Origin of the sequence: Geothrix terrae (assembly GCF_022808775.1) — a bacterium.
GTDB classification, from domain to species: domain Bacteria; phylum Acidobacteriota; class Holophagae; order Holophagales; family Holophagaceae; genus Geothrix; species Geothrix terrae.
The window spans coordinates 246,468-265,654 of record NZ_JAKZLA010000001.1; the positions used below are offsets into that span (position 1 = coordinate 246,468).

The 19,187-nt window shown below is 64.7% G+C and carries 24 protein-coding genes; 2 read left to right on the plus strand and 22 right to left on the minus strand.

Features of this window, described 5'->3' with window-relative positions; translation table 11 throughout:
* Positions 1-159 precede the first annotated feature (159 nt).
* The 11 genes from MLE42_RS01135 to MLE42_RS01180 form a co-directional block, all read right to left on the minus strand.
* Entirely contained in the window at positions 160-387 is a 228-nt protein-coding gene (locus MLE42_RS01135; RefSeq protein WP_243286037.1) for a hypothetical protein, read from the minus strand.
* A 416-nt stretch (positions 388-803) separates the two neighbouring features.
* Positions 804-1,010 carry a hypothetical protein gene (locus tag MLE42_RS01140; protein WP_243286038.1) on the minus strand — a complete coding sequence of 69 codons (207 nt, stop codon included), beginning with the start codon at positions 1,008-1,010 and terminating at the stop codon, positions 804-806.
* A 179-nt stretch (positions 1,011-1,189) separates the two neighbouring features.
* Entirely contained in the window at positions 1,190-2,131 is a 942-nt protein-coding gene (locus MLE42_RS01145; protein WP_243286039.1) for a hypothetical protein, read from the minus strand.
* 71 nt (positions 2,132-2,202) lie between these two features.
* Entirely contained in the window at positions 2,203-2,493 is a 291-nt protein-coding gene (locus MLE42_RS01150; RefSeq protein ID WP_243286040.1) for a hypothetical protein, read from the minus strand.
* A gap of 310 nt (positions 2,494-2,803) precedes the next feature.
* Entirely contained in the window at positions 2,804-3,082 is a 279-nt protein-coding gene (locus tag MLE42_RS01155) for a P-loop NTPase family protein (protein ID WP_243286041.1), read from the minus strand.
* Positions 3,083-3,548: 466 nt separating this feature from the next.
* A complete protein-coding gene (locus MLE42_RS01160) occupies positions 3,549-4,328 on the minus strand; it encodes a hypothetical protein (protein WP_243286042.1) in 780 nt (259 codons plus the stop codon).
* Positions 4,328-4,717 (minus strand): hypothetical protein, encoded by a 390-nt coding sequence (locus MLE42_RS01165; protein WP_243286043.1) that lies wholly within the window; start codon positions 4,715-4,717, stop codon positions 4,328-4,330. The genes MLE42_RS01160 and MLE42_RS01165 overlap by 1 nt, the downstream gene beginning before the upstream one ends.
* Before the next feature lie 212 nt (positions 4,718-4,929).
* Positions 4,930-5,127, minus strand: coding sequence for an excisionase family DNA-binding protein (locus MLE42_RS16315; RefSeq protein WP_420843053.1), 198 nt, complete (start codon positions 5,125-5,127; stop codon positions 4,930-4,932).
* A gap of 131 nt (positions 5,128-5,258) precedes the next feature.
* Positions 5,259-5,888, minus strand: a complete 630-nt coding sequence (locus MLE42_RS01170; RefSeq protein ID WP_243286044.1) for a hypothetical protein — start codon at positions 5,886-5,888, stop codon at positions 5,259-5,261.
* Positions 5,889-5,976: 88 nt separating this feature from the next.
* Positions 5,977-6,150: a hypothetical protein gene (locus MLE42_RS01175; protein ID WP_243286045.1), complete on the minus strand. Its 174-nt coding sequence runs from the start codon at positions 6,148-6,150 to the stop codon at positions 5,977-5,979.
* A 339-nt stretch (positions 6,151-6,489) separates the two neighbouring features.
* Entirely contained in the window at positions 6,490-7,800 is a 1,311-nt protein-coding gene (locus tag MLE42_RS01180) for a site-specific integrase (protein WP_243286046.1), read from the minus strand.
* A gap of 529 nt (positions 7,801-8,329) precedes the next feature.
* Between MLE42_RS01180 and MLE42_RS01185 the strand changes: the two genes are divergently transcribed.
* Positions 8,330-8,506, plus strand: a complete 177-nt coding sequence (locus tag MLE42_RS01185) for a hypothetical protein (protein ID WP_243286047.1) — start codon at positions 8,330-8,332, stop codon at positions 8,504-8,506.
* Positions 8,507-8,516: 10 nt separating this feature from the next.
* Here MLE42_RS01185 and MLE42_RS01190 read toward each other — a convergent pair whose 3' ends face one another.
* The 7 genes from MLE42_RS01190 to MLE42_RS01220 form a co-directional block, all read right to left on the minus strand.
* Positions 8,517-8,915 (minus strand): YchJ family protein, encoded by a 399-nt coding sequence (locus tag MLE42_RS01190; protein WP_243286048.1) that lies wholly within the window; start codon positions 8,913-8,915, stop codon positions 8,517-8,519.
* Positions 8,916-8,917: 2 nt separating this feature from the next.
* Complete coding sequence (gene hutU / locus MLE42_RS01195) at positions 8,918-10,582, minus strand: urocanate hydratase (RefSeq protein WP_243286049.1); 1,665 nt, start codon at positions 10,580-10,582, stop codon at positions 8,918-8,920.
* Between the two features lie 53 nt (positions 10,583-10,635).
* Complete coding sequence (locus MLE42_RS01200) at positions 10,636-11,496, minus strand: MBL fold metallo-hydrolase (protein WP_243286050.1); 861 nt, start codon at positions 11,494-11,496, stop codon at positions 10,636-10,638.
* 23 nt (positions 11,497-11,519) lie between these two features.
* Entirely contained in the window at positions 11,520-12,509 is a 990-nt protein-coding gene (locus tag MLE42_RS01205; RefSeq protein ID WP_243286051.1) for an aldo/keto reductase, read from the minus strand.
* A 159-nt stretch (positions 12,510-12,668) separates the two neighbouring features.
* Positions 12,669-13,319: an NAD(P)H-dependent oxidoreductase gene (locus MLE42_RS01210; protein WP_243286052.1), complete on the minus strand. Its 651-nt coding sequence runs from the start codon at positions 13,317-13,319 to the stop codon at positions 12,669-12,671.
* 32 nt (positions 13,320-13,351) lie between these two features.
* Complete coding sequence (trxA, locus tag MLE42_RS01215) at positions 13,352-13,672, minus strand: thioredoxin (RefSeq protein WP_243286053.1); 321 nt, start codon at positions 13,670-13,672, stop codon at positions 13,352-13,354.
* A gap of 77 nt (positions 13,673-13,749) precedes the next feature.
* The gene (locus MLE42_RS01220; RefSeq protein WP_243286054.1) at positions 13,750-14,301 is read right to left on the minus strand and encodes a flavodoxin family protein; all 552 of its coding nucleotides are present in this window, start codon (positions 14,299-14,301) and stop codon (positions 13,750-13,752) included.
* Positions 14,302-14,406: 105 nt separating this feature from the next.
* Here MLE42_RS01220 and MLE42_RS01225 point away from each other — a divergent pair, with 105 nt between their 5' ends.
* Positions 14,407-14,805, plus strand: coding sequence for a winged helix-turn-helix transcriptional regulator (locus tag MLE42_RS01225; RefSeq protein ID WP_243286055.1), 399 nt, complete (start codon positions 14,407-14,409; stop codon positions 14,803-14,805).
* A gap of 177 nt (positions 14,806-14,982) precedes the next feature.
* Here the strand turns inward: MLE42_RS01225 and MLE42_RS01230 are convergent, their stop codons facing one another.
* Genes MLE42_RS01230 through MLE42_RS01245 form a run of 4 tightly spaced genes read right to left on the minus strand, consistent with a single transcriptional unit; the run spans position 14,983 to position 19,170 of the window.
* Complete coding sequence (locus tag MLE42_RS01230; protein WP_243286056.1) at positions 14,983-15,543, minus strand: nucleotidyltransferase family protein; 561 nt, start codon at positions 15,541-15,543, stop codon at positions 14,983-14,985.
* The gene (locus tag MLE42_RS01235; RefSeq protein ID WP_243286057.1) at positions 15,540-16,520 is read right to left on the minus strand and encodes an XdhC family protein; all 981 of its coding nucleotides are present in this window, start codon (positions 16,518-16,520) and stop codon (positions 15,540-15,542) included. The genes MLE42_RS01230 and MLE42_RS01235 overlap by 4 nt, the downstream gene beginning before the upstream one ends.
* A 29-nt stretch (positions 16,521-16,549) precedes the next feature.
* Complete coding sequence (locus MLE42_RS01240; protein ID WP_243286058.1) at positions 16,550-18,700, minus strand: xanthine dehydrogenase family protein molybdopterin-binding subunit; 2,151 nt, start codon at positions 18,698-18,700, stop codon at positions 16,550-16,552.
* Positions 18,697-19,170: a (2Fe-2S)-binding protein gene (locus tag MLE42_RS01245; RefSeq protein WP_243286059.1), complete on the minus strand. Its 474-nt coding sequence runs from the start codon at positions 19,168-19,170 to the stop codon at positions 18,697-18,699. Before MLE42_RS01245 ends, MLE42_RS01240 begins: the two co-directional genes overlap by 4 nt.
* Positions 19,171-19,187 lie beyond the last annotated feature (17 nt).

A 19,187-nucleotide genomic window follows, 5' to 3' on the forward strand; every position in this document is an offset into this window, starting at 1 on the left:
ACGGGATGAAGAGGCGCGGGCCTGGGTGGGCACGGCGGGCGGCCTCCCAGGCTTCCGGGGTTTCCGGCCATTCTCGCCAGGGGATCACCACGACACGGGACGCATATTGTGGGGCGTTCCGGGTTTCCAGCCTCACAAGGCGACGAACCAGTGCGCGACTCATAGAAGGTTCTCTCCGAAGGGAAAGCGGGCCTTCTCTTCACCCATGAAGGCCAGGATTTCCGCAACATCGGCGGCGGCCCGTGTCCCGGGCTTGGGCGGGTGTTTCTCAATTTCCTGACGGAAGAAGGCAGGCTCAAAGAACAGCCGATTGAGGTAGCTCTTCGGGTCGTGTTGCGATGTGCGGCGCTCTAGGCGTGTGACGCGGCGGTGGAGTGCTCGGCTCATGCCTGCACCCCCCCAGAGAAACCGAATCGCCCCTTTGCAAACTCACCACTGAGGGCAGACTTCATCACGCTCACCAGGAAAGGGGCCTCATCGCAGTTTTCACGGATCCAGGCTTCATCCATGGCCGATAGGGTGGGCTTAGGCTTCCGCGTGGCCTCAAGGCGAAGGATTCGCCGGGCCAGGGCGCGATTACTCATAGGACCGCCTGGGCATGGTCAGGTCGCGTTCTGCTTCATCCCTGCACCCGATGAGCTGCGGAGTGGGCCAGCGCGTTTCAGGCTTCTCTGCCTGCCAAGCTCGGGCACGTTCCCGAAGCTGTTCCCAGGTTTCGCCGGGTTGCTTCCAGAAGCATTTCAGCTCGGGAACGGGCTTGTGTTTCCGTTCCAGCTTTCGGAGACGGGTTTGCAGGGTTCGGCTCATTCGTCACCTTTCGTTCCGTTTTCCAGGGCTTCTAGGCGGGCCTCGATCTCACTGTCTCGAATCAGCGAGGCCATGGTGTTGCAGCCATAGATCAGGACGCGGCCCTTGTCCTTATCCAGCGTTCCCTTTTCGATAGCCCGAAGGAATGCCGCCAGAGCCTTCCGGGTGTCTTCAAGCGTCTTAAACCGGCGAACGGCTGCCACCCTACCCCCTCACGACGAAGGCCACGCCAGAGGCCGGTTTCCGGGCTTCTAGCGGGGCACTGTAGGCATGGGTTTGGGGCATGGTCATCGGATCAGGGGCAGGACCGCTAAGGCCCAAACCGCCATCGCGAATCCAGCAAGGATCAGCGCGGCGGTTCGGTCATTGCGGACGTATCGCATCAGTTCCCACCAGGGACGACGCCATCATCAGCGGTGACGGGTGCCGCCTGGGGTAGTCCATCTGCGGGTGTGGGAATGTGCGTCAAGGCATTCAGCTTCGCCAGATAGGCGGGGCCTGTCTTCTGGTCCACAAAACGAGTCACCCCATTGGCCCGATCAAAGATTGCAAAGAGACCGCCCTCATCGGGCAGGCGCTCGTAGCGGTCCTTCGGGTTGGATCGTTCGTCTTCGGCCCGCTGCAAAGCCTCGGATGGCGTCAGAAGGGTCCGGGCCTCGCGGTCATATTTGGCCTTTGCATAATTGGATGCAAGGTTGGAGGCGATGCAGACAGTTGTCGTGTTGCTCTGGGCCGTAGCGTGCTGCCAGGCGGCGGTTGCGGCAAGATAAGCGGCCTTGCCGCGATACAGGGCATCCATGACGGTCAGCTGGCCGGGGAGGTCGCAGCAGTCCAGGCGAATGCCACGGATCACGCCACGCCAGGAATCCAGCGGCATCCCGTTTTCGTCCATGCGGCCCAGGACCATCGCGTAAAGGCGAGCCCAGTCCTTCGTGAGGGCGGCATCTTCAAGGGCGATCTGGAAGGCGTTGGGGTCGGATTCCAGGGCGGAAGCCTCGTCCCGCAGAAGTGAGAAAGTGGCGGCGGATTCAGGGGTCACACCCATGGGCAGGGCGGCAGCTCGGAGCACCTGGCCGAGGTTGTCCCAATCCTTCTGAGCGGCGTCAAGATCGGCCTTGAGGATCTGAACCTGGGCATTGAGCGTGGTCAAAACTTCGAGGCCAGAGACTTTGGCGAGTGCTTCCTTTTTCCCAACATCGCTCAGACGGGTGTTTTCCTTGACCTTGGTGATGGCCTCGTTCTGCACGAATTCCTGGTTTACGAGCCGGTCGGACACTTGCTTGAGCTGATCAGCGAGACTGGCAATTTGAGCTGCGGTCTTCATGAGTGAATGACCTCCTATACGCACAACCTAGGGCGCAGGTGTCGCAGACGCGGTGAATCGGCGCGACTATCTCAGGCGGCCTTGCGGGTTCGGTGGCGATGGGCTCGACGATAGATCGTGGACCGGTGAACCCCCAGCCGCTCCACGGCGACCTTTGCACCGAGTGGTAGCAACCTGTCGGCCTGAGCTTCATCTTCCAGCGCGTCTAGGACCTGAATGCGAGGGATGGTCTGCCCACCGAATTCCCGGGCCAGATGCTGGAGTTCGGCGGCTGCCACTGAAGGCGCGATTCTCTCATCAGGCAGGACGGACCTGAGAAACCGTTCTAGGGCTTCACGAAGGGCTTGCGGTTTGGCGATCATGCAACACCTCTGCCCACCCGTGGAAAACAGGTGGAGAGGCGGCACAGGGCGGGATTACCCCGCATCTCGGGTTGCCGTTTCAGGCCAGAGCCGCGACTTCCTTCGTCTACCTGTGCCGGCCACAGCCTACACCATAGGGCACTAGCGCGGCACTCACACGCGATGAAGTAGAGCCGGGCCATGAGTTGGTGGGTTGTAGAACGTGGCCTCAGATGCCTGCAAATGGTCGCATAGGGGTTGGGTTTGGATGGGTGGATTGACTGATTGCCAGTCGTGCGGCCGGTCCGGAATGGGGTGGATGCCTCGCGCCTCATGCGGACCTACCGGGGATGTTGAAGGGCTTAAGGCCCTCCACCCAGACCATCGGGTTTGGTTCTACCAGGCGGCGAACCAGGGCGGCTCCGTAGAGCCTCACCAGGTCTGTCTGTCGGACGTTGGTCGTCCAGATGATGGGGCGCTCCTCCCGGTATCGCATGTTGACGATGTAGTCGAGCTGGGAAGCGCCCCAGTCCTGCGAGTAATCCCCCTTGATTCGCTCCCGGCCCAGGTCATCCAGGATCAGCAAGGAAGCATTGGCGAGGGCTTCCACGCGCTCCTCTGCCCCATTGATCGCGTGGGACCTCAGCCAGTGGGCCTCATCAGGCCAGCTAGACCAACGAACCGATGGGAATAGGTCCTGATAGAGGTCTAACTCATCTTTGAGGGCGGGGATGATCTCCCGTTCTGCATACCCAGCGAGTGCATCCTTCACGATAGAGGCGACGGCCTGGGTCTTCCCGACCCCAACCCCCCCACCAATCCCAAAACCAGGGTGCAGGCGTCCCTTTCGGGCCCACTCGGGAATCGCACGAAGGATGGGTTCAGGGATTTTCGCGGATTCAGCCCTGCTTTCATGGCGCATCAGGCCCCGCCCATTGTCCCACAAGAGGTCCAGGATTCGTTTGGGACATGTCTCGCGGAAACGGGCGATAACTGCTTTGCGGGCGGCTTCTCGCTCACAGGCCCTGCATCGGCCGCCTAAGGTCATGCCCTCATGCTCGGGAATTCGACAAGTGTCAGGCATTGATCACCTGCTCTGGGAAGTCCCAATCGCCGTCAACTCCGGCCCTATGCGATGGCCCTTGGCCAGCTTTTTCGGCCATAGGTTTCTCGGCGTACTCCTGTGCCTTGTTGGGTCGCAAGAGGTAGTCAATCGAGATGTAACTACCTTTCCCCTTCCAGTAGGGATCGCTTGCGATCTGTGCCACGGCCTTTTTGAACGTCGCCACAAAATCCGGATCAGTCTTCAGACGTTTTTGGATTTCCTTCGATCTGTCGGAGGAGTCCGCCAGCTTCAGGCACTCACCAAATCCAAGAGGAGCCAAGGTTTGGTTCCAAGCGGCCTGGCACTGATCACAGGCTTCACTGAGGTTTGAGCTTTGGGGAGGTGGGGTGGGTACTGGTTCCAACCTAGGTACAAGCTTTTCCTGGTCAGGGAATCCTTGAACCTTAATCCTTAAACCAGGACCCTCCTGGAAACCTTCAGCCTCACCCGAGGCACCCTTCAGCCTCCCTCCAGGCACCCTAGAGGTATCCTCCTGGGTGCCTTTCCCTTTCCCCCTCTTAGCGCCATTAATGGCAGCCTGGGCCAGGGAAGACTCCGCATCCTCTCGCATCTTCAGACCGAAGGCATGGCCGGTAAGCATTGGCGAAGGCTGACCCTCCTTGAGTGGGACTCCGTTGGTTCCCCGGTAGAACCCAGTCACGAATTGGGCCTTCTCCTCATCCGTGTCCAGCCCTGCGTATGCGTGGTTGAATCCATCTGAGTTGAATCTCATCGACCAGACGCGGGCCATCAGGAAGCCCCCCCCACCTTGGCCTGAATCTCTGGCATGACCTTCCGTGCCTCGGCATACACCGATTCATCCGTCAGAAGCTCACCCCTGAGAGCCAAGCGGTAGGCCCCCAAGGAACAGGCCAGCTCAACAATTCGGAAGGCCGATGATTCTGGGTCCTGAATATCGACTGCCTGGGGGTTCGCTTTGACTCTTCCCCTGGCTACAGCAGCGCCGAAGACGTAACAAGCCTCATTGGGCGTGGTGTCCGATTTGATGTGGCGGGCGATCTTCTCATCCATCCGTGGCATGGAGGGTAGGGCGGCCTTGGTCTGTAGAACCTTCAACACGTCCGCATGGATTGTGAAGGGTCGGGTTTTCTTGCGCGGGATCCAGCGAAAGGCACTCATACGCCGCTCCCGAAGCCGCCAGGGCAGGGCGCGCCATCTTCGGGCGGGGTCTCGATGGTCCTCCGGAGGGCCTCAGATTCAGCGGCCAAGAAGTCAATGTCCTGCGGCCCCGGACACGGGTTGTTTACCGAGGAAAACCCTGATTCCGTGGATTCGTATGGGCCTTGGGTTTCAGGCGACGGGACGATCTGATCAGTCCACATGCGCTCGCCTCAGCTCGCCTTCTGGAGGCTGGCCCACCAAGCCTCAGCAGATTCGACGGGAATCAGAGTCCTTCGGCCCATCTTGATTCTTCGGATTTGGTTCGTCTTCAGCAGGATGAATACCTGTCCCTTGCTGATGTTGAAGCGTTCACACACTTCTTTGACGGACCAAGCGGCCCGAGGGGTTTCTGTCGTGGGGTTTGCCATGATGGGCTCCTGTGTGCGCGGGATTGGCGCAATCACAGGTTCGGGTTGGGTGTGTCCGGTATTCTCCGGACTATCCGAGCCCCTGTGACCTCGCCGGGTTTCCCCTGCACACACAGGTTCGCTCCACAGCCTCACACAGAGGATTGGGCAACCTTGGAGAGGGTCTGTGCGAATCGTTTTGCCTCACGGCATTCGCGCTCTGCCCACCTCGGCTTCGGCTTAACCCCTGTAACTATTTCCTCAACAATCCGAGTAAGTTCCTTTGTCTTGTCTAAGTCGCCATGAAAAAATTCTATGAACGTAGCGCAACCTTGAGCCAGCTCATACGCAGGGCTTTTCTGAAAATCTTGAAACGATCTCGCCGCGGTATGGACACCGCTAGATGCTTTCGTAGCAAAGCCCCTAGATTTTTCCCGGCACAGGCTGGCAAGAGCTGTCAGTTCCTCGCGGTTGCTTTCATAGTGGCTCATTAACTCAGGATTCGCTTCGGAGAGGGCTTGCCAGCCTGCACCACGCAAATTCTTCAAGGCAACGATCATGTTGTCAGCGGCGATTGCAAGTGCGCTTAGCTGATCCGAGGCTTCTTTGTGGCTTCCTGCTCTGTGATCAATAAAAATCAGAGCGGCATGACCCTGCATTAGGAGGTTCAACTTTTCAATGGCGTCATCGGACCCACCCAGGATATCGACCGCCTTCCTATACAGCGCGGCATCCGTATCAGAGCAGTATTTGGACCTTAACTTAAGCTGCTTCTTTGTCACATGCACCCCCACCGATGCCCCACAAAGGAGGCGCGGCGGCTGGTGTGGGACCAGCGTTCGGGAGCTATCCCAGCCGCGCCTTGGGTCATCAAGCATTCAGCGATGCTTCTATTACTTTCCGGGCCTCGTATCGAACAGCGTGGTCTGGAGCATCGTCAATGATCTTCTCAAGCCTCACCAAGGCATCGCGGAATCGGTCTCGATCAGCCTCAGCGTCCTTGAGTAGATCTTCCAAGTTTTGAATGATTTCGTCCTCATCCATGCGTTCTCCTCGAGAAGCTCAAGCCGCGCCTGTCTTGAGCCTAAGTGTTCACCTGTTTTGAAGCGAGTCGCGCTCCAAACTCATCGAGTGTCCATGGTGCACAGTCGCAGTAAATACCCATGGCCACATCCTCACACATGCATTTGAAGTCGTTCAATGCGCGTTCAGGCACGCGTGGGAGTTCGGGGTGTTCCCTGCGTGCCAGTTTCACATATGAATACGCAAGCCTCCGCCCGATAGAAGCAGCCTCGTATATATCCATTGGGACAGGTAGGTCGTTAAGGTTTGCCATCGTGGACTCCAGGAGGGGCAGGTTGCGGCCATGCGTGCGTGATGGGTTCAGCCCAGCGACGATGCGATCTTGGCGCTGATCTGTTCGGATGCCTGAAGGCGGGGGTCCGTGTCCAGGTGGGCATAGCGATTCGTGACGGACGGCTGGGAATGACCTAGCAGGGATCCAACCATGGGCAGGCTCATGCCCTCTGTGACCCCCACAGAAGCGAAGGTGTGCCGTAGATCGTGGATTCGCACATCTGGGCACTTAGCGGCTGTCCGAATGCGGTCCCAGGCCTTCTGGAGATTGACCAGGTGCCCTCCGTGCTTGTGTCCCTGAATGACGTATCGGCCCTTGAGTTCACGGGTGGGCAATGCCTCCAGGTCTTGAAGGATGGACAGGACGGCGGCGTTCAAGGGCAATTCCTTTGCGCCCTTCTTCCCGCTGGTCTTGTGCTTCTCGATCCGGATCACCCCACGGCTCTTGTCCACCTGTGCCCACTCCAGGCCAAGAATTTCATTCAGCCGGGCCCCAGTCAGCATCAGGAGTTTGATCGCTGCGACCTCATAGGGGACGGTCTTCGCCGGGTGCATTTGAGCCGCGTTGGCTGTCAGAAACCTCCGCATGACCTTGCCCAAGGCCTCGAGTTCCTTCGGGGTCAAGAAGCGTTCCTTCCCCTTGGCCTCTACCTGTTTCTCGATAAGTTGGCAGGGGTTCGTGTGCTGAGCCCTCAGACCCTTCCGTTCGGCCTCGGTGAATAGCTTGGACATCGCAGCCTGGAATCGGTTTGCGGCGGCCGGAGTTGGCTTCGGCGGCTTCTCACCCTTCTTCATGCCCGGACGCCAGCCCGTGGCTACCTTGTCCACCAGGGCAGACACCTGGAAGCGTTCAACCTCATTGATCCGGAAGTCTCCCAGTTCCGGTACGGCGATCTCTTCGAGGTAGAACTTCGTCCCCTTGTAGGAGGACGGGCGGAGCTTCTTTTTCTGTGCCTCAAGGTGGGTCTTGACGAAATCTCGGAAGGTTGGGATATCCAGGGCCTTCTTTTTCTCGATGCGTGGATCCTTCCCGTTGGCGATCTGGGTTCTGTATTCCCCGGCCAGCTTCCGGGCGCTAACGAGTGATAGGTTCTCACCTTCAGCATCCACAACGTCAGGGATGTAGGGGCCAAGGGGCATCCAGGCCTGCTTACCGTGGGTGTCGACGAACTTGAGACAGAAGGTTTTTGTTCCTAGGGCGGTAATGCGCAGGCCAAAGCCCCGGATTGCCGAATCCCACTCATAGGTCATGACCGGCTCCCCGGTTTTCGGGTGCTTCTTCACCTTCGCCCGCTGGCAGCGCGTGTCTGTGAGTTGCTTGGTGGACACTCTGGGCATCGTTCCCCCGTTGTCCTATCAATATACATCCCGTCGAAGTTCCGGCAAGTCCACCACGGTATATGTCGAATCAGAAACCAGCAAATTCAATAAAATAGAGTCCACCGAGGTAGATGGAAGTCTTAGAACACCTTTTTCGTAATCAGCAGGTCGCAGGTTCGAATCCTGTAGTTGGCTCCAGAGAAAAGGGCCCCCCGCACGCGGGGGGCCCTTTTCTCTGGAATGAATGAGGATTCGAACCTGCGAGTGGACTTCGAGACGCGACTAGATGTCGCGCCGCAGAAGGCCGGCACCCGGCGAAGCCGGGCGCGGTTCGAAGCCCGCTCGAGCGGGTCGGCGCCCCTTCTCAAACCCGAAGCGGGACCGGCACCCGGCGAAGCCAGGCGCGGTTCGAGTCCGACTCGAGTGGGTCGGCGCCCTTCCTCGAGCCCGACCTGGCCAACACCCCGGCAAATCCGGTGGGATGGAACCGATTTAGGGCGGAATCCGCCCTCTTGCCTTATATTTCTACCCAGGAGGGGACCCGAAGATGAATCGACGGACCAGTCAGAGCCCCTTGAATTACGATCGCGAAGCCGGGACCGAGCGGCGCGCCCTGCGTTCTCGAGGCGACCGCCGTCGGTACAGCCCCGGGCTTCGGATCTTCTTCATCCCCCTGGGCATGCTGGTGCATAAGCTGCGCACCCGCACCCTGGTTGTCTTCTGAAAGACGGGTCCTAGGACTTCACGACCCCGTCGACGTACACCCAGCGGCCGTTCTCCCGGGCGAAGGTGCTGGTCTCGATGTGAAGGGTGCGGCGGCCATTGGCCTGGAGGCTGGCGTGGAAGGTGACGATGCCCGCGTCGTCGCCTTTGCCGCCCCTCTCCCTGCTGATGATCTTGAGTCCCACGCAGCTGACGGACTTGCAGTACTGCAGCAGTTCGTCTCGATTCTCTTCGGCCCGCTTGGCCTCGGGTCGGGTGGCGATCAGGTAGTCCACCTTGCCCAGGGCGTAGGCGGAGAAGCGCGAGCGCATCAGGGCCTCCGCCGTCTCCGGCGCGGCCGCGCCCGTATGGAAGGGGCCGCAGCAGTGGTCATAGGGCTTCTTGGAGGTGCAGGGGCAGGGGCGGGACATGGTCAGCCTTTCATCGGAATGTGCAGGCCGATGGCCTCGGCGTGCTCGCGGGCGCTCTCATAGCCAGCGTCGGCGTGGCGGAAGACGCCTATGGCGGGGTCGTTCCAGAGCACGCGGCTGATGCAACGGTCGGCGCGCTCGGTGCCGTCGGCCACGATGACCACGCCGCTGTGCTGGCTGTAGCCCATGCCCACGCCGCCGCCATGGTGGAAGCTCACCCAGGAGGCGCCGCCGCCCACGGCGGTCATGGCGTTCAACAGCGGCCAATCAGAGACGGCATCGGAGCCGTCCTTCATGGCCTCGGTCTCTCGGTTGGGGCTGGCCACGCTGCCGCTGTCCAGGTGGTCGCGGCCGATGACGATGGGGGCCTTCACCTTGCCGGTACGGACCAGCTCGTTGAACTTCAGGCCCGCCAGGTGGCGCTCGCCGGCGCCGATCCAGCAGATGCGGGCGGGCAGGCCCTGGAAGGCGATCTTCTCCTTGGCGGCCTTGAGCCAGCGGATCATGCCCTCGTTCTGCGGGAACAGCTCCATCATGGCGGCGTCCGTCACCGCGATGTCCTCGGGGTCGCCCGAGAGGGCCGCCCAGCGGAAGGGGCCGATGCCCTTGCAGAAGAGCGGCCGGATGAAGGCGGGCACGAAGCCGGGGAAAGCGAAGGCGTTCTCGCAGCCGGCGCGCTGGGCCTGGGCGCGGATGTTGTTGCCGTAGTCGAAGGTGATGGCGCCGCGGCGCTGGAACTCGATCATGGCCTCCACGTGGGTGCGCATGGACGAGAGCGCTCGCTGCACGTAGGCCTCGGGCTGGTCCTTCCGCATCGCGGCGGCCTGCTCCAGGCTGAGTCCCGCGGGGATGTAGCCGTTGTACTCGTCGTGGGCGCTGGTCTGGTCCGTGACGAGGTCGGGCTGGAAGCCGCGCTTCAGGATCTCTGGCAGCACCTCGGCGGCGTTGCCCAGAAGGCCGATGCTGCGCGCTTCGTGGGCATCCACGTACTGCTGGACCAGGGCCAGGGCCGTGTCCAGGTTATCGGTCCACTCGTCCAGGTAGCGGGTGTCTAGGCGCTTCTGGATGCGGGTCTGGTCGACCTCCACACAGAGGGCCACGCCGCCGTTCATGGTGACGGCCAGGGGCTGGGCGCCGCCCATGCCGCCCAGGCCCGCGGTGAGGGTCCAGGTGCCGGCCAGTGTTCCGTTGAAGTGCTGGCGGGCGGCTTCGGCGAAGGTCTCGTAGGTGCCTTGCACGATGCCCTGGCTGCCGATGTAGATCCAGCTGCCGGCGGTCATCTGGCCGTACATCATCAGGCCTTTCTGATCCAGCTCGCGGAAGTGCTCCCAGGTGGCCCACTTCGGCACCAGGTTCGAGTTGGCGATGAGCACGCGGGGCGCGTCGGGGTGGGTCTTCACCACGCCCACGGGCTTGCCGCTCTGCACCAGCAGCGTTTCGTCGTCGTTCAGGTGCTTCAGCTCCTTGACGATGGCGTGGAAGCAGTCCCAGTTCCGGGCCGCCTTGCCCAGGCCGCCGTAGACCACCAGGTCCTCGGGCCGCTCGGCCACCTCGGGATCCAGGTTGTTCATGAGCATGCGCAGGGCCGCTTCCTGAACCCAGCCCTTGCAGTGCAGGTGGGTGCCGCGGGGCGCGGAGAGGACGGGGGCTTCGGATGCGGTGGTCATGGGGGACTCCGGCGGAGGGCCCCTAGTTTCCCACGGCCCGCCCGGGACGGCGATCAAGACCGTCGGAGGAGAGCCAGGGCCCGCTGCAGGTCGGCCTTCATGGCCGCTGGGGAATCTGCGTGGTGGAGGCTGCCATGGCCCGGCAGCACCCAGGTGAAATCGAAGGCGAGCAGCCTTTCCAGACTGTCAAGTTGCTGGTGCCAGCTGTGCCAGTTGTAAGTGCGGGAGGCGGAGAGACGCCCCTGGTTCGGGTTCCACCACAGGTGATCGCCAGTGAAGAGGATGTCCCGGTGCAGCAGGCACACGCTCCCGGCCGTGTGGCCCGGGGTGGGGATGAGGATCAGGTCCTCCGCCAGCTGGATGGGCTCGTCCCCCTCCACCAGCCGCTCCAGCCCTGTGAAGCCGTCAGCCCGGTGCATGATCCGCTGGCACCCGAACCGGGCGTGGTAGGCCTCGTGGTCGGCCACATCGTCCCGGTGGCTGAGGACCATCGTTGCGACTCCGCCCACGGCCTCCAGGTTCTTCATGAGAGGCTCGGAGGCCCGGGGGGAGTCCATCAGCACATTGCCCCCGGGCCGCCGAATCAGGTAGCTCCAGGCGCCGAAACTCTTTTCGCTGGTGTAGCCGCAGAAATAGACGTCCTCCGTCACGGGATGCGGGAAGGCCTTCGTGGCCACGGGAACATCGGTCCTGTCGTCGGTCCCGATGGAGCCCACGGGGCAGGCCACCAGGGCCATGGCGGCCCGCAGGCGCGCCAGGGTGTCACCGGGCTGCGCATGCACCCGCGCACGACCCTCACCGCCCGCGAAGGTCTCCGGGGCGAACTGGTAGCAGGTGCCGCAGTCGATGCAGGTGCGGTCCACGAAAAAGGGGCCTGGGGCATTGTCAGCTGGGACGTCCGTGCGGCGGGCCATGGCGCCTCCCATCCTCTTGGATGCTAGCGGCCCACCAGACGCATCATCGATTCGGGGTAGCGGGCCCCCGCGGCGGCGCCTGGCGGGAAGAGGCCGCCGAGCTCCACGAGCTCGCCAGGGCAGAGCACGTGGTCCAGGGCCCCCAGGTTCTCGTCCAGGCGATCGCGGTGCTTGGTGCCGGGGATGGGCACAATATCGCCCCCCTGGCCCAGCACCCATGCCAGCGCCAGCTGGGAGGCGGTGCAGCCCCGGGCGGCGGCCATGTCCTGGAGGCGGGCCACCAGGTCCAGGTTCTTCTGGAAGTTCTCGCCCTGGAAGCGGGGCGAGTTCCGGCGGTAGTCGTCCGGCTCGAAGTCCTCGAAGCGCCTGATCTGGCCCGTGAGGAAGCCGCGGCCCAGGGGGCTGTAGGGCACGAGGCCCACGCCCAGCTCCCGGCAGGCCTGGATCAGTCCGCCCTCGGGATCCCGGGTCCACAGCGAATACTCGGACTGCACGGCGCTGATGGGGTGCACCGCGTGGGCGCGCCGGAGGGTGGCCGGGCTCACCTCGGACAGGCCCAGGAAGCGCACCTTCCCGGCCGTCACGAGCTCCGCCATGGCGCCGACGGTATCCTCCACGGGGATCTCAGGGTCCTGCCGGTGCTGGTAGTAGAGGTCGATGACCTCCACGCCCAGGCGTTTCAGGCTGGCGTCACAGGAACTGCGGACGTAGTCGGGGCGGCCGCAGACGCCCCGCGCGGCGGGGTTGGCCGGGTCGCGCACGATGCCGAACTTGGTGGCGATGACCACCTTGTCCCGCACCGGGGCCAGGGCCTTGCCCACCAGGACCTCGTTGAGGTGGGGGCCGTACACATCGGCGGTGTCGAAGAAGGTGATGCCCCGGTCCACGGCGTGGCGGAGGGTGGCGGTGGACTCGGCGTCATCGCGGTGGCCGTAGAAGTCCGACATGCCCATGCAGCCGAGGCCGAGGGCGGACACCGTGAGTCCCTGGGTTCCGAGGGTGCGGGTGAGCATGGGGGCCTCCTGCGCAGGAAGTGACCTTAAAGAAATACTCTCGCAGAGAAAAGAGGAGAAGGCGGAGCACACGGACAAAGGGAAAGTCTTCCTCTGCGTCCTCCGCCATCTCCGCGTCCCTCTGCGAGAGTCGTTCAACTTCCACTACGCTGGTTCTGCTTAGCGGTGCTCGACGACGTCCTTGGCTTCGAATCGCACCTTGGGGGTGGCGGAGTACTTGTCGTCCGCCGCGCGGTAGCCCAGGGGGCAGGCGCTGATGGTGGTGTAGCCCGTGCCCTTGAGGCCCAGGATCTCGTCGTACTTGGCGGGCTCGATGCCCTCGAAGGGGCAGGCGTCCACACCCAGCAGGGCGGCGGAGGTCAGCAGGTTGCCCATGGCGATGTAGGTCTGGCGGGCGGCCCACTCCTGGATGACGGCATGGCGAGGGCCTTTCACCAGGTCGCCCACCATGTAGCCCTTGTAGCCGGCCAGGCTCTCGGTGGAGACGCCTCGCACCTCGGCGATGCGGGCCACGAAACGGTCCACATCGGCTTCGGTGACGTCCTGCTTGGCGGTGAGGACCACCAGGTGGCTGCAGTCCTCGACCTGGGACTGGTTCCAGGAGGCAGGGCGCAACTTGGCCTTGAGGGCCGGGTCGGTGACCACGATGAACTTCCAGGGCTGGAGGCCGTAGCTGGAAGGCGTGAGGACTAGCGCTTCCTCGAGGCTCGCCCAGTCGGCGGGAGAGATCTTCTTGGCAGGGTCGAACTTCTTGGTGGCGTAGCGCCAGTTAAGCTGTTGGAGCAGGCTGTCGCCCGGAATGATGCTCACGGTTACCTCGGATTCAGATGGGGGAATGAGCTTCAGATGGACCGCTGGATACGGGTCCGCAGCTGGTCGATGGGCATGGAGCCCACGATCCGGTCGATCGGTTCGCCATCCTTGAAGATCACCAGGGTCGGCATGCTGAGGACGTCGTACTGCTCGGAGAGGGGGGTGAAATCGTCCACGTTCAGTTTGGCGAAACGGACCTTGCCCGCGAGCTCGGCGGCCAGAGTCTCGGTGAGGGGAGCCAGCTCGCGGCAGGGCGCGCACCAGGGCGCCCAGAAATCCACCACCGTGTAGCCATGGGCGACGCCTTCGGTGAAGGTCTGGTCGGTCAGGTGCTGGATGAGATCGGACATTCGGAGGCTCCTACGGAACCCCTCCAGGTTAACGGATTTGGAGGGGTTCCCGGTCATGACAATCGCTTCGGTCCCGCTCAGGCGCCCTTGGCCCAGCGCACGGTGGCCTCGGCCAGGCGCTGGCCCAGGCGCATCGCGCTCCTGCGGTCCGCCTCGTTGGGCTCGACTTCAGGGGCCACCTGGCCGGCCTGGGCCATGAGGCCGCTGAAGCTGCCGAGCCGGTTGATGCCTTCCTCGCTGCCGGGCAGGTCCGCCGTGCCGATCCACACCATGCCATGCTGCATGGCGAAGATCATCAGCGACTGGAGGGTGTTCAATTTATCGCCGCTGGGGCTGCCGCTGATGGTGAACCCGGCCGCCAGCTTGTCCTTCCACTTGCGCTCGTACCAAGGCTTGGAGCTGGCATCCATGAAGGTCTTGAAGGGGCCGCTCACGTTGCCCATGTAGGTGGGGCTGCCGAAGACGATGGCATCCGCCGCCTCCAGGTCCCCCCAGTGCGCTTCGATTTCCTCGACGGAGATGAGCGTGGCCTTGGTGCCGGGCACAGTCTCGGCACCGGCCTTGACCTGCTCGGCCAGCACCTTGGTGTGGCCGTAGCCGCTGTGGAACACGATGGAAATCCGGGTCATCTTTGGCTCCTATCTGGACGATTGCATTCAATCGGCCTGTGACCCAAACTTAGGGAGCTTACATTCTAAAGGAAAGTAGGCACTATTTCGGAAGGTAGGAACCCCATGGTTCGTAAAGCCTGCACGCTCTCTCCCAATGTTCTCAGCGCCCAGTGCCCCACGCGCCAGGCCCTGGATCTCATCGCGGACAAGTGGACCACCCTGCTCATCTACCTGCTCGCGAAGGGGAAGCAGCGCTACGGTGACCTGCACCGCCAGGTGGGCGGCATCAGCCAGAAGATGCTGACGCAGACCTTGCGGAAGCTGGAGCGGGACGGTCTGGTTTCCCGCCACGTGTATCCCGAGGTACCCCCGCGCACCGAATACGAGCTGACGAAACTGGGCCACACGCTGATCGGGCCCCTCGGCGCCCTGTGCGAGTGGGCCGGCACGCACCTATCTGAGCTGGAGCAGGCCCGCAAGCGCTACGACCATCTCCAGAAGAAGCCCCCGCTCAGCGCCTGATTGATATTGTCCGGGGGGACCGCCTGCTCGCTTCGCTCGCGATGTCCCCCTGGGGCCCCGCGCTTCGGCCGGGCGGAGCCCGACCTCAGCGCCTGATACTGTCCGGGGGACCGCCTGCTCGCTTTCGCTCGCGATGTCCCACTGGGGCCCCGCGCTTCGGCCGGGCGGAGCCCGACCTCAGCGCCTGACGCTGTCCGGGGGAAGATCCTCCGGGGAGTCCAGGTCGCGGGCGCCTTCGGGGAAGGGGAGGCCCTGCGTGGCTTCGCGCAGGAGGATGCCCTTGGCGCCCGCCTCCCCGCGCAACGCGAGGAGCTCGGGGAAGCAGCGCCTCGGGAGCACCGCCGGAATGCCGAGGGTGCCTGCGTAGGCGCAGGCAGCGGGGCGGTCGGGATCGGTGGCGGCCAGAGCCAGGAGGCGACGCAGGAGGACTGCGTCCACGGCGGGCTGGTCCACCGTGAGGATCAGGGCGGCCGGAGTCTCCGGTGGCAGGGCCGCGATGCCCGTCCGGATGGAGCTGGCCATGCCTTCTGCGGCCCCGGGATTGATGACGGGCAGCACGTCGAGGCCCTCGAGCCCCAGGTCCCAGTCGCCCACCACAGCGATCACCGGGCTGCACCCGGCTTCCAGGGCCGCCCGTGCGGCGCGGCGCAGGAGGGTCTCGCCCTCGAAGCGCAGCAGAGCCTTAGGGCCGCCCATGCGGCGGCCCGCGCCCGCGGCGAGGATGATGGCCGCGCTCACAGGGCCGACACGGCGGTGCGGGTGTCCCGGAGTGAACTGCCGGTACGGCCCTGGAAGGTGGCCTGGATCTCCGCCAGCACAGCCAGGGCGATGGTCTCGGGGTCCTCCGCGCCCAGGTCCAGGCCCACGGGGCTGTGCAGGCGCTCTCCGCAGGAGAGGCCTTCCGCGGCGAGTTCCTCGCGGATCTTCGAGCTGCGGGCGCGGCTGCCCATGAGGCCGAGGTAGCCGGCGCTGGAGGCCGCCAGTGCGCGCAGGGCCTCCAGATCCTTCAGGTAGTTGTGGGTCATGAGCACCACGGCACTGCGCGCATCCAACCCCAGCTCGGGGATGCGCTGGGCCGGATGGCCCGACAGGACCTCGTCCGCCTCGGGGAAGCGCTCCGGACGCGCGAAGGCGGGCCGGTGGTCCAGCAGGCCCACGCGCCAGCCCAGCTCCTTGGCCATGTGCACCAAGGGCCGGCTGTCATCGCTGGCACCCAGGATCCAGAGGGCAATGGGCGGATTGAGCGTTTCGACAAAGCCCGAGGCAGCCAGGTCCGGCTGAAGGTGGATACGGCGCACCCCCAAGTGATCGGGGTCGAGGTCCGTGTGGATGGTGAGGGGCGTCCGGGAAGTCCTGGCCTGGTCGATCCAGGCCAGCCATTCGGGCGGCGCGGCGGGATCCAGGCGCTCCACCAGGATGTCCAACAGCCCCTCGCACCCGCTGCCGCTGCCCCAGACCAGGTCCGCATCGCCCCGAAGGTCGTAGCGGAGCAGGCGGGGCTGGCCGTCGCCCAGCACGTCCCGGGCCCGGGCCATGACCTCGCCTTCGAGACAGCCGCCGCTGAGGGAGCCGCGCAGCACCTCCTGCCCGTCCGTGAGCAGCCGGGAGCCGGGGCGGCGGTAGCTGGAGCCTTCGACGCGGACCAGCGTGGCCAGGGCCACGGGCGTTCCCCGGCCCCGGACGAGCGCCAGGATGTCCTGGAGTTCTTTGTGCATGAGGGGATTATGCCCTGCCGGGACAGTGATCAGGCCTTGCGCAGCTTCGGGGGGAGCAGCGGCAGGCTGCGCAGGCGCCTGCCGGTGGCTGCGAACACCGCGTTGGCCACGGCGGGCGCCAGGGGCGGCAGGCCCGGCTCGCCCACGCCGCCCGGCGGCAGCTCGCTGGGCACGATGTGGACCTCCACCTTGGGCATGGACGGGAGCAGCAGGATCGGGTGGTCCGAGAAGCTCTCGGCGGTTACGCGGCCCTCCTTGAGGGTGATCTCGTCGTAGAGGGCCGCGCTGAGGCCGAAGGCGATGCCGCCCTCCATTTGGGCCTTCACGTTCCCCGGGTTCAGCGCCTGGCCGCAGTCCACGGCGCAGACCACGCGATGGACGCGGATGCCGCCGCCCGCCTTGGCTTCCACCTCGGCCACCTGGGCCACATAGGTGCCGCAGTCCAGGTATGCGTGGGCCGCGATGCCGTGGCCCCAGCCCTTGGGCAGCTTGCGGGTGCGCCACCCGGCCTTGGCCGCGGCCAGCTCCAGCACGGCGCGGTAGCGGGCGGGATCGAACTCATGCTGGCCCAGCTTCAAGGGCGCCTTCGGGAGGTGCGCCAGCCGGAAGGCCAGGGGATCCTTTCCGGCCGCATGGGCCAGCTCGTCCAGGAAGCACTCGGTGACGAAGGGATTGAAGCTGGCGGGCACGGCACGCCAGAACCAAATGGGCACGGGCGTGTCGCTCTGGCCCCACTCCACGTGCAGGTTCGGGATGTCGTAGGGCAGATCCGCAGCGCCTGCCAGCTCCACGGCTTCTGGGGGCCAGGGGAAGTGGTTCGAGGCGGCGATGGAGGGCCCCACGAACCGGTGCCTCCAGGCCACGGGGCGGCTCTGGGCGTCCAGGCCGGCCTCCAGCTCGTGCAAGGTGGCGGGACGGTAGCCGTCGTGCTGGAAATCGTCGGGGCGCGTCCACTGCACCTTCACGGGGGCGCCGACGGCCTTGGAGCAGGCCACCGCGTCCGCGATGAAGTCCGCCATAGCCCGGCGACCGAAGCCGCCGCCCGCCAGCATGACCTGGATCTCGATCTGGTCGGCCTTCAGGCCCGTGATCTGCTCGACGGCGGGCAGGGCCATGCCAGGGGCCTGGGTGGGCGCCCAGATCATGCAGCGGCCGGGCTTCACGTCGGCCACGGCCACCATGGGCTCCATGGTCGCGTGGGCCAGGAACGGCGCGTCGTAGGTGGCCTTGATTCGCTTGGCGGCCTTTGGCAGGGCCTGGGCCGCGTCGCCAACCTGGCGCACCACCTTGCCGGGTGTCTTGAGCCGTTCCTCGTACTGCTTCCGGATGGAGGCGCTGTCCATCTTGGCGGCCGGCCCCTCGTCCCACTGGACCTTCAGGGCCTCGCGGCCCGCGAAGGCGGCCCAGGTGTCCTCGGCGAAGACGGCCACGCCGCTGGGCACCTCCAGCACCTGCTTCACGCCGGGCACCTTCAGGGTGGCGGAGGCGTCGAAGGACTTCACCTTCCCGCCGAACACCGGGCAGCGCTCGATGCTGGCCACGAGCATGCCGGGCAGGTAGAGGTCTGTGGTGAACTGGGCCCTGCCGGCCACGATGTCGGGGCCGTCCAGGCGCCGGGCATCCTTGCCGAGGATCCGGAAATCCTTGGGCGCCTTCAGCTGCGGCTCCGGCGGCGGCGTGAGCTTGCCGGCCCGGGCCACCAGGTCGCCGTAGGCCAGGCTCCGCTTCGTGGGCGAGTGCTGGATGCGGCCGTCCCGGGCGAGGCACTCGGACTTGGGCACGCCCCAGGTGTCCGCGGCGGCCTGGAGCAGCATCTCCCGGGCCTGGGCGCCCACTTTCCGCAGGGCCATGGTGGTGGAGCGCGTGGTCTGGCTGCCGCCGGTGACGCCGAGGTCGCCGAATCTCGGCGCGGTGGAGGCCTGGAGGATTTTCACGCGGGACCAGTCCGCCTCCAGCTCTTCCGCGATGGCCATGGCCATGCTGGTGCGGACGCCCTGGCCCATCTCGGTGCGCGTGGCCCAGATGGTGACGGTGCCGTCCGGGTCGATGCGGAGCATGCCACTGGGCTGGAACGCGGGATCGGGGGCCTGCGCTGCCGCGCCCTTCAGCTGCACGGGCAGGGCGAAGGCCAGTGACAGGGCGCCGGTGGTCTTGAGAAAATCACGACGGGTGGTGCTCATGGGGCCACCTCCTTCCGCTGGCCCGCGGCCCGGTGGATGGCCTCGCGAATCCGCAGGTAGGTGCCGCAGCGGCAGACGTTCTCGCCCATGGCCTGGTCGATGTCCCGGTCCGTGGGCTTGGGATGCTTGGCCAGCAGGGCCGCGGCGGTCATGATCTGGCCGGTCTGGCAGTAGCCGCACTGGGCGACGTCCACCTCGATCCAGGCCCTCTGCAGGGGATGGGCGCCGTGGAGATCCAGGCCCTCGATGGTGGTGATGCGCTTCGCGCCGACGTCGCTCACCGGTGTCACGCAGGAACGCACGGGCTCGCCGCCCAGGTGGACGGTGCAGGCGCCGCAGAGGCCCTGCCCGCAGCCGAACTTGGTGCCCGTGAGCTTGAGACGGTCCCGGAGCACCCACAGCAGGGGCATGTCCGGGGAGGCTTCGACGGTATGGGATTGGCCGTTGATCGAGAGGGTGTACTCCGCCATGGGCACCTCCATCTGGG

Coding starts and splice junctions, on each gene's coding strand:
- MLE42_RS01235 (WP_243286057.1), bottom strand. CDS start 16,520: ATGCACAAAGAACTCCAGGACATCCTGGCGCTCGTCCGGGGCCGGGGA.
- trxA (WP_243286053.1), bottom strand. CDS start 13,672: ATGTCCGATCTCATCCAGCACCTGACCGACCAGACCTTCACCGAAGGC.
- MLE42_RS01145 (WP_243286039.1), bottom strand. CDS start 2,131: ATGAAGACCGCAGCTCAAATTGCCAGTCTCGCTGATCAGCTCAAGCAA.
- MLE42_RS01240 (WP_243286058.1), bottom strand. CDS start 18,700: ATGAGCACCACCCGTCGTGATTTTCTCAAGACCACCGGCGCCCTGTCA.
- MLE42_RS01225 (WP_243286055.1), top strand. CDS start 14,407: ATGGTTCGTAAAGCCTGCACGCTCTCTCCCAATGTTCTCAGCGCCCAG.
- MLE42_RS01185 (WP_243286047.1), top strand. CDS start 8,330: ATGAATCGACGGACCAGTCAGAGCCCCTTGAATTACGATCGCGAAGCC.
- MLE42_RS01205 (WP_243286051.1), bottom strand. CDS start 12,509: ATGCTCACCCGCACCCTCGGAACCCAGGGACTCACGGTGTCCGCCCTC.
- MLE42_RS01135 (WP_243286037.1), bottom strand. CDS start 387: ATGAGCCGAGCACTCCACCGCCGCGTCACACGCCTAGAGCGCCGCACA.
- MLE42_RS16315 (WP_420843053.1), bottom strand. CDS start 5,127: ATGGCAAACCCCACGACAGAAACCCCTCGGGCCGCTTGGTCCGTCAAA.
- MLE42_RS01190 (WP_243286048.1), bottom strand. CDS start 8,915: ATGTCCCGCCCCTGCCCCTGCACCTCCAAGAAGCCCTATGACCACTGC.
- MLE42_RS01220 (WP_243286054.1), bottom strand. CDS start 14,301: ATGACCCGGATTTCCATCGTGTTCCACAGCGGCTACGGCCACACCAAG.
- hutU (WP_243286049.1), bottom strand. CDS start 10,582: ATGACCACCGCATCCGAAGCCCCCGTCCTCTCCGCGCCCCGCGGCACC.
- MLE42_RS01245 (WP_243286059.1), bottom strand. CDS start 19,170: ATGGCGGAGTACACCCTCTCGATCAACGGCCAATCCCATACCGTCGAA.
- MLE42_RS01200 (WP_243286050.1), bottom strand. CDS start 11,496: ATGGCCCGCCGCACGGACGTCCCAGCTGACAATGCCCCAGGCCCCTTT.
- MLE42_RS01180 (WP_243286046.1), bottom strand. CDS start 7,800: ATGCCCAGAGTGTCCACCAAGCAACTCACAGACACGCGCTGCCAGCGG.
- MLE42_RS01165 (WP_243286043.1), bottom strand. CDS start 4,717: ATGAGTGCCTTTCGCTGGATCCCGCGCAAGAAAACCCGACCCTTCACA.
- MLE42_RS01160 (WP_243286042.1), bottom strand. CDS start 4,328: ATGGCCCGCGTCTGGTCGATGAGATTCAACTCAGATGGATTCAACCAC.
- MLE42_RS01175 (WP_243286045.1), bottom strand. CDS start 6,150: ATGGATGAGGACGAAATCATTCAAAACTTGGAAGATCTACTCAAGGAC.
- MLE42_RS01150 (WP_243286040.1), bottom strand. CDS start 2,493: ATGATCGCCAAACCGCAAGCCCTTCGTGAAGCCCTAGAACGGTTTCTC.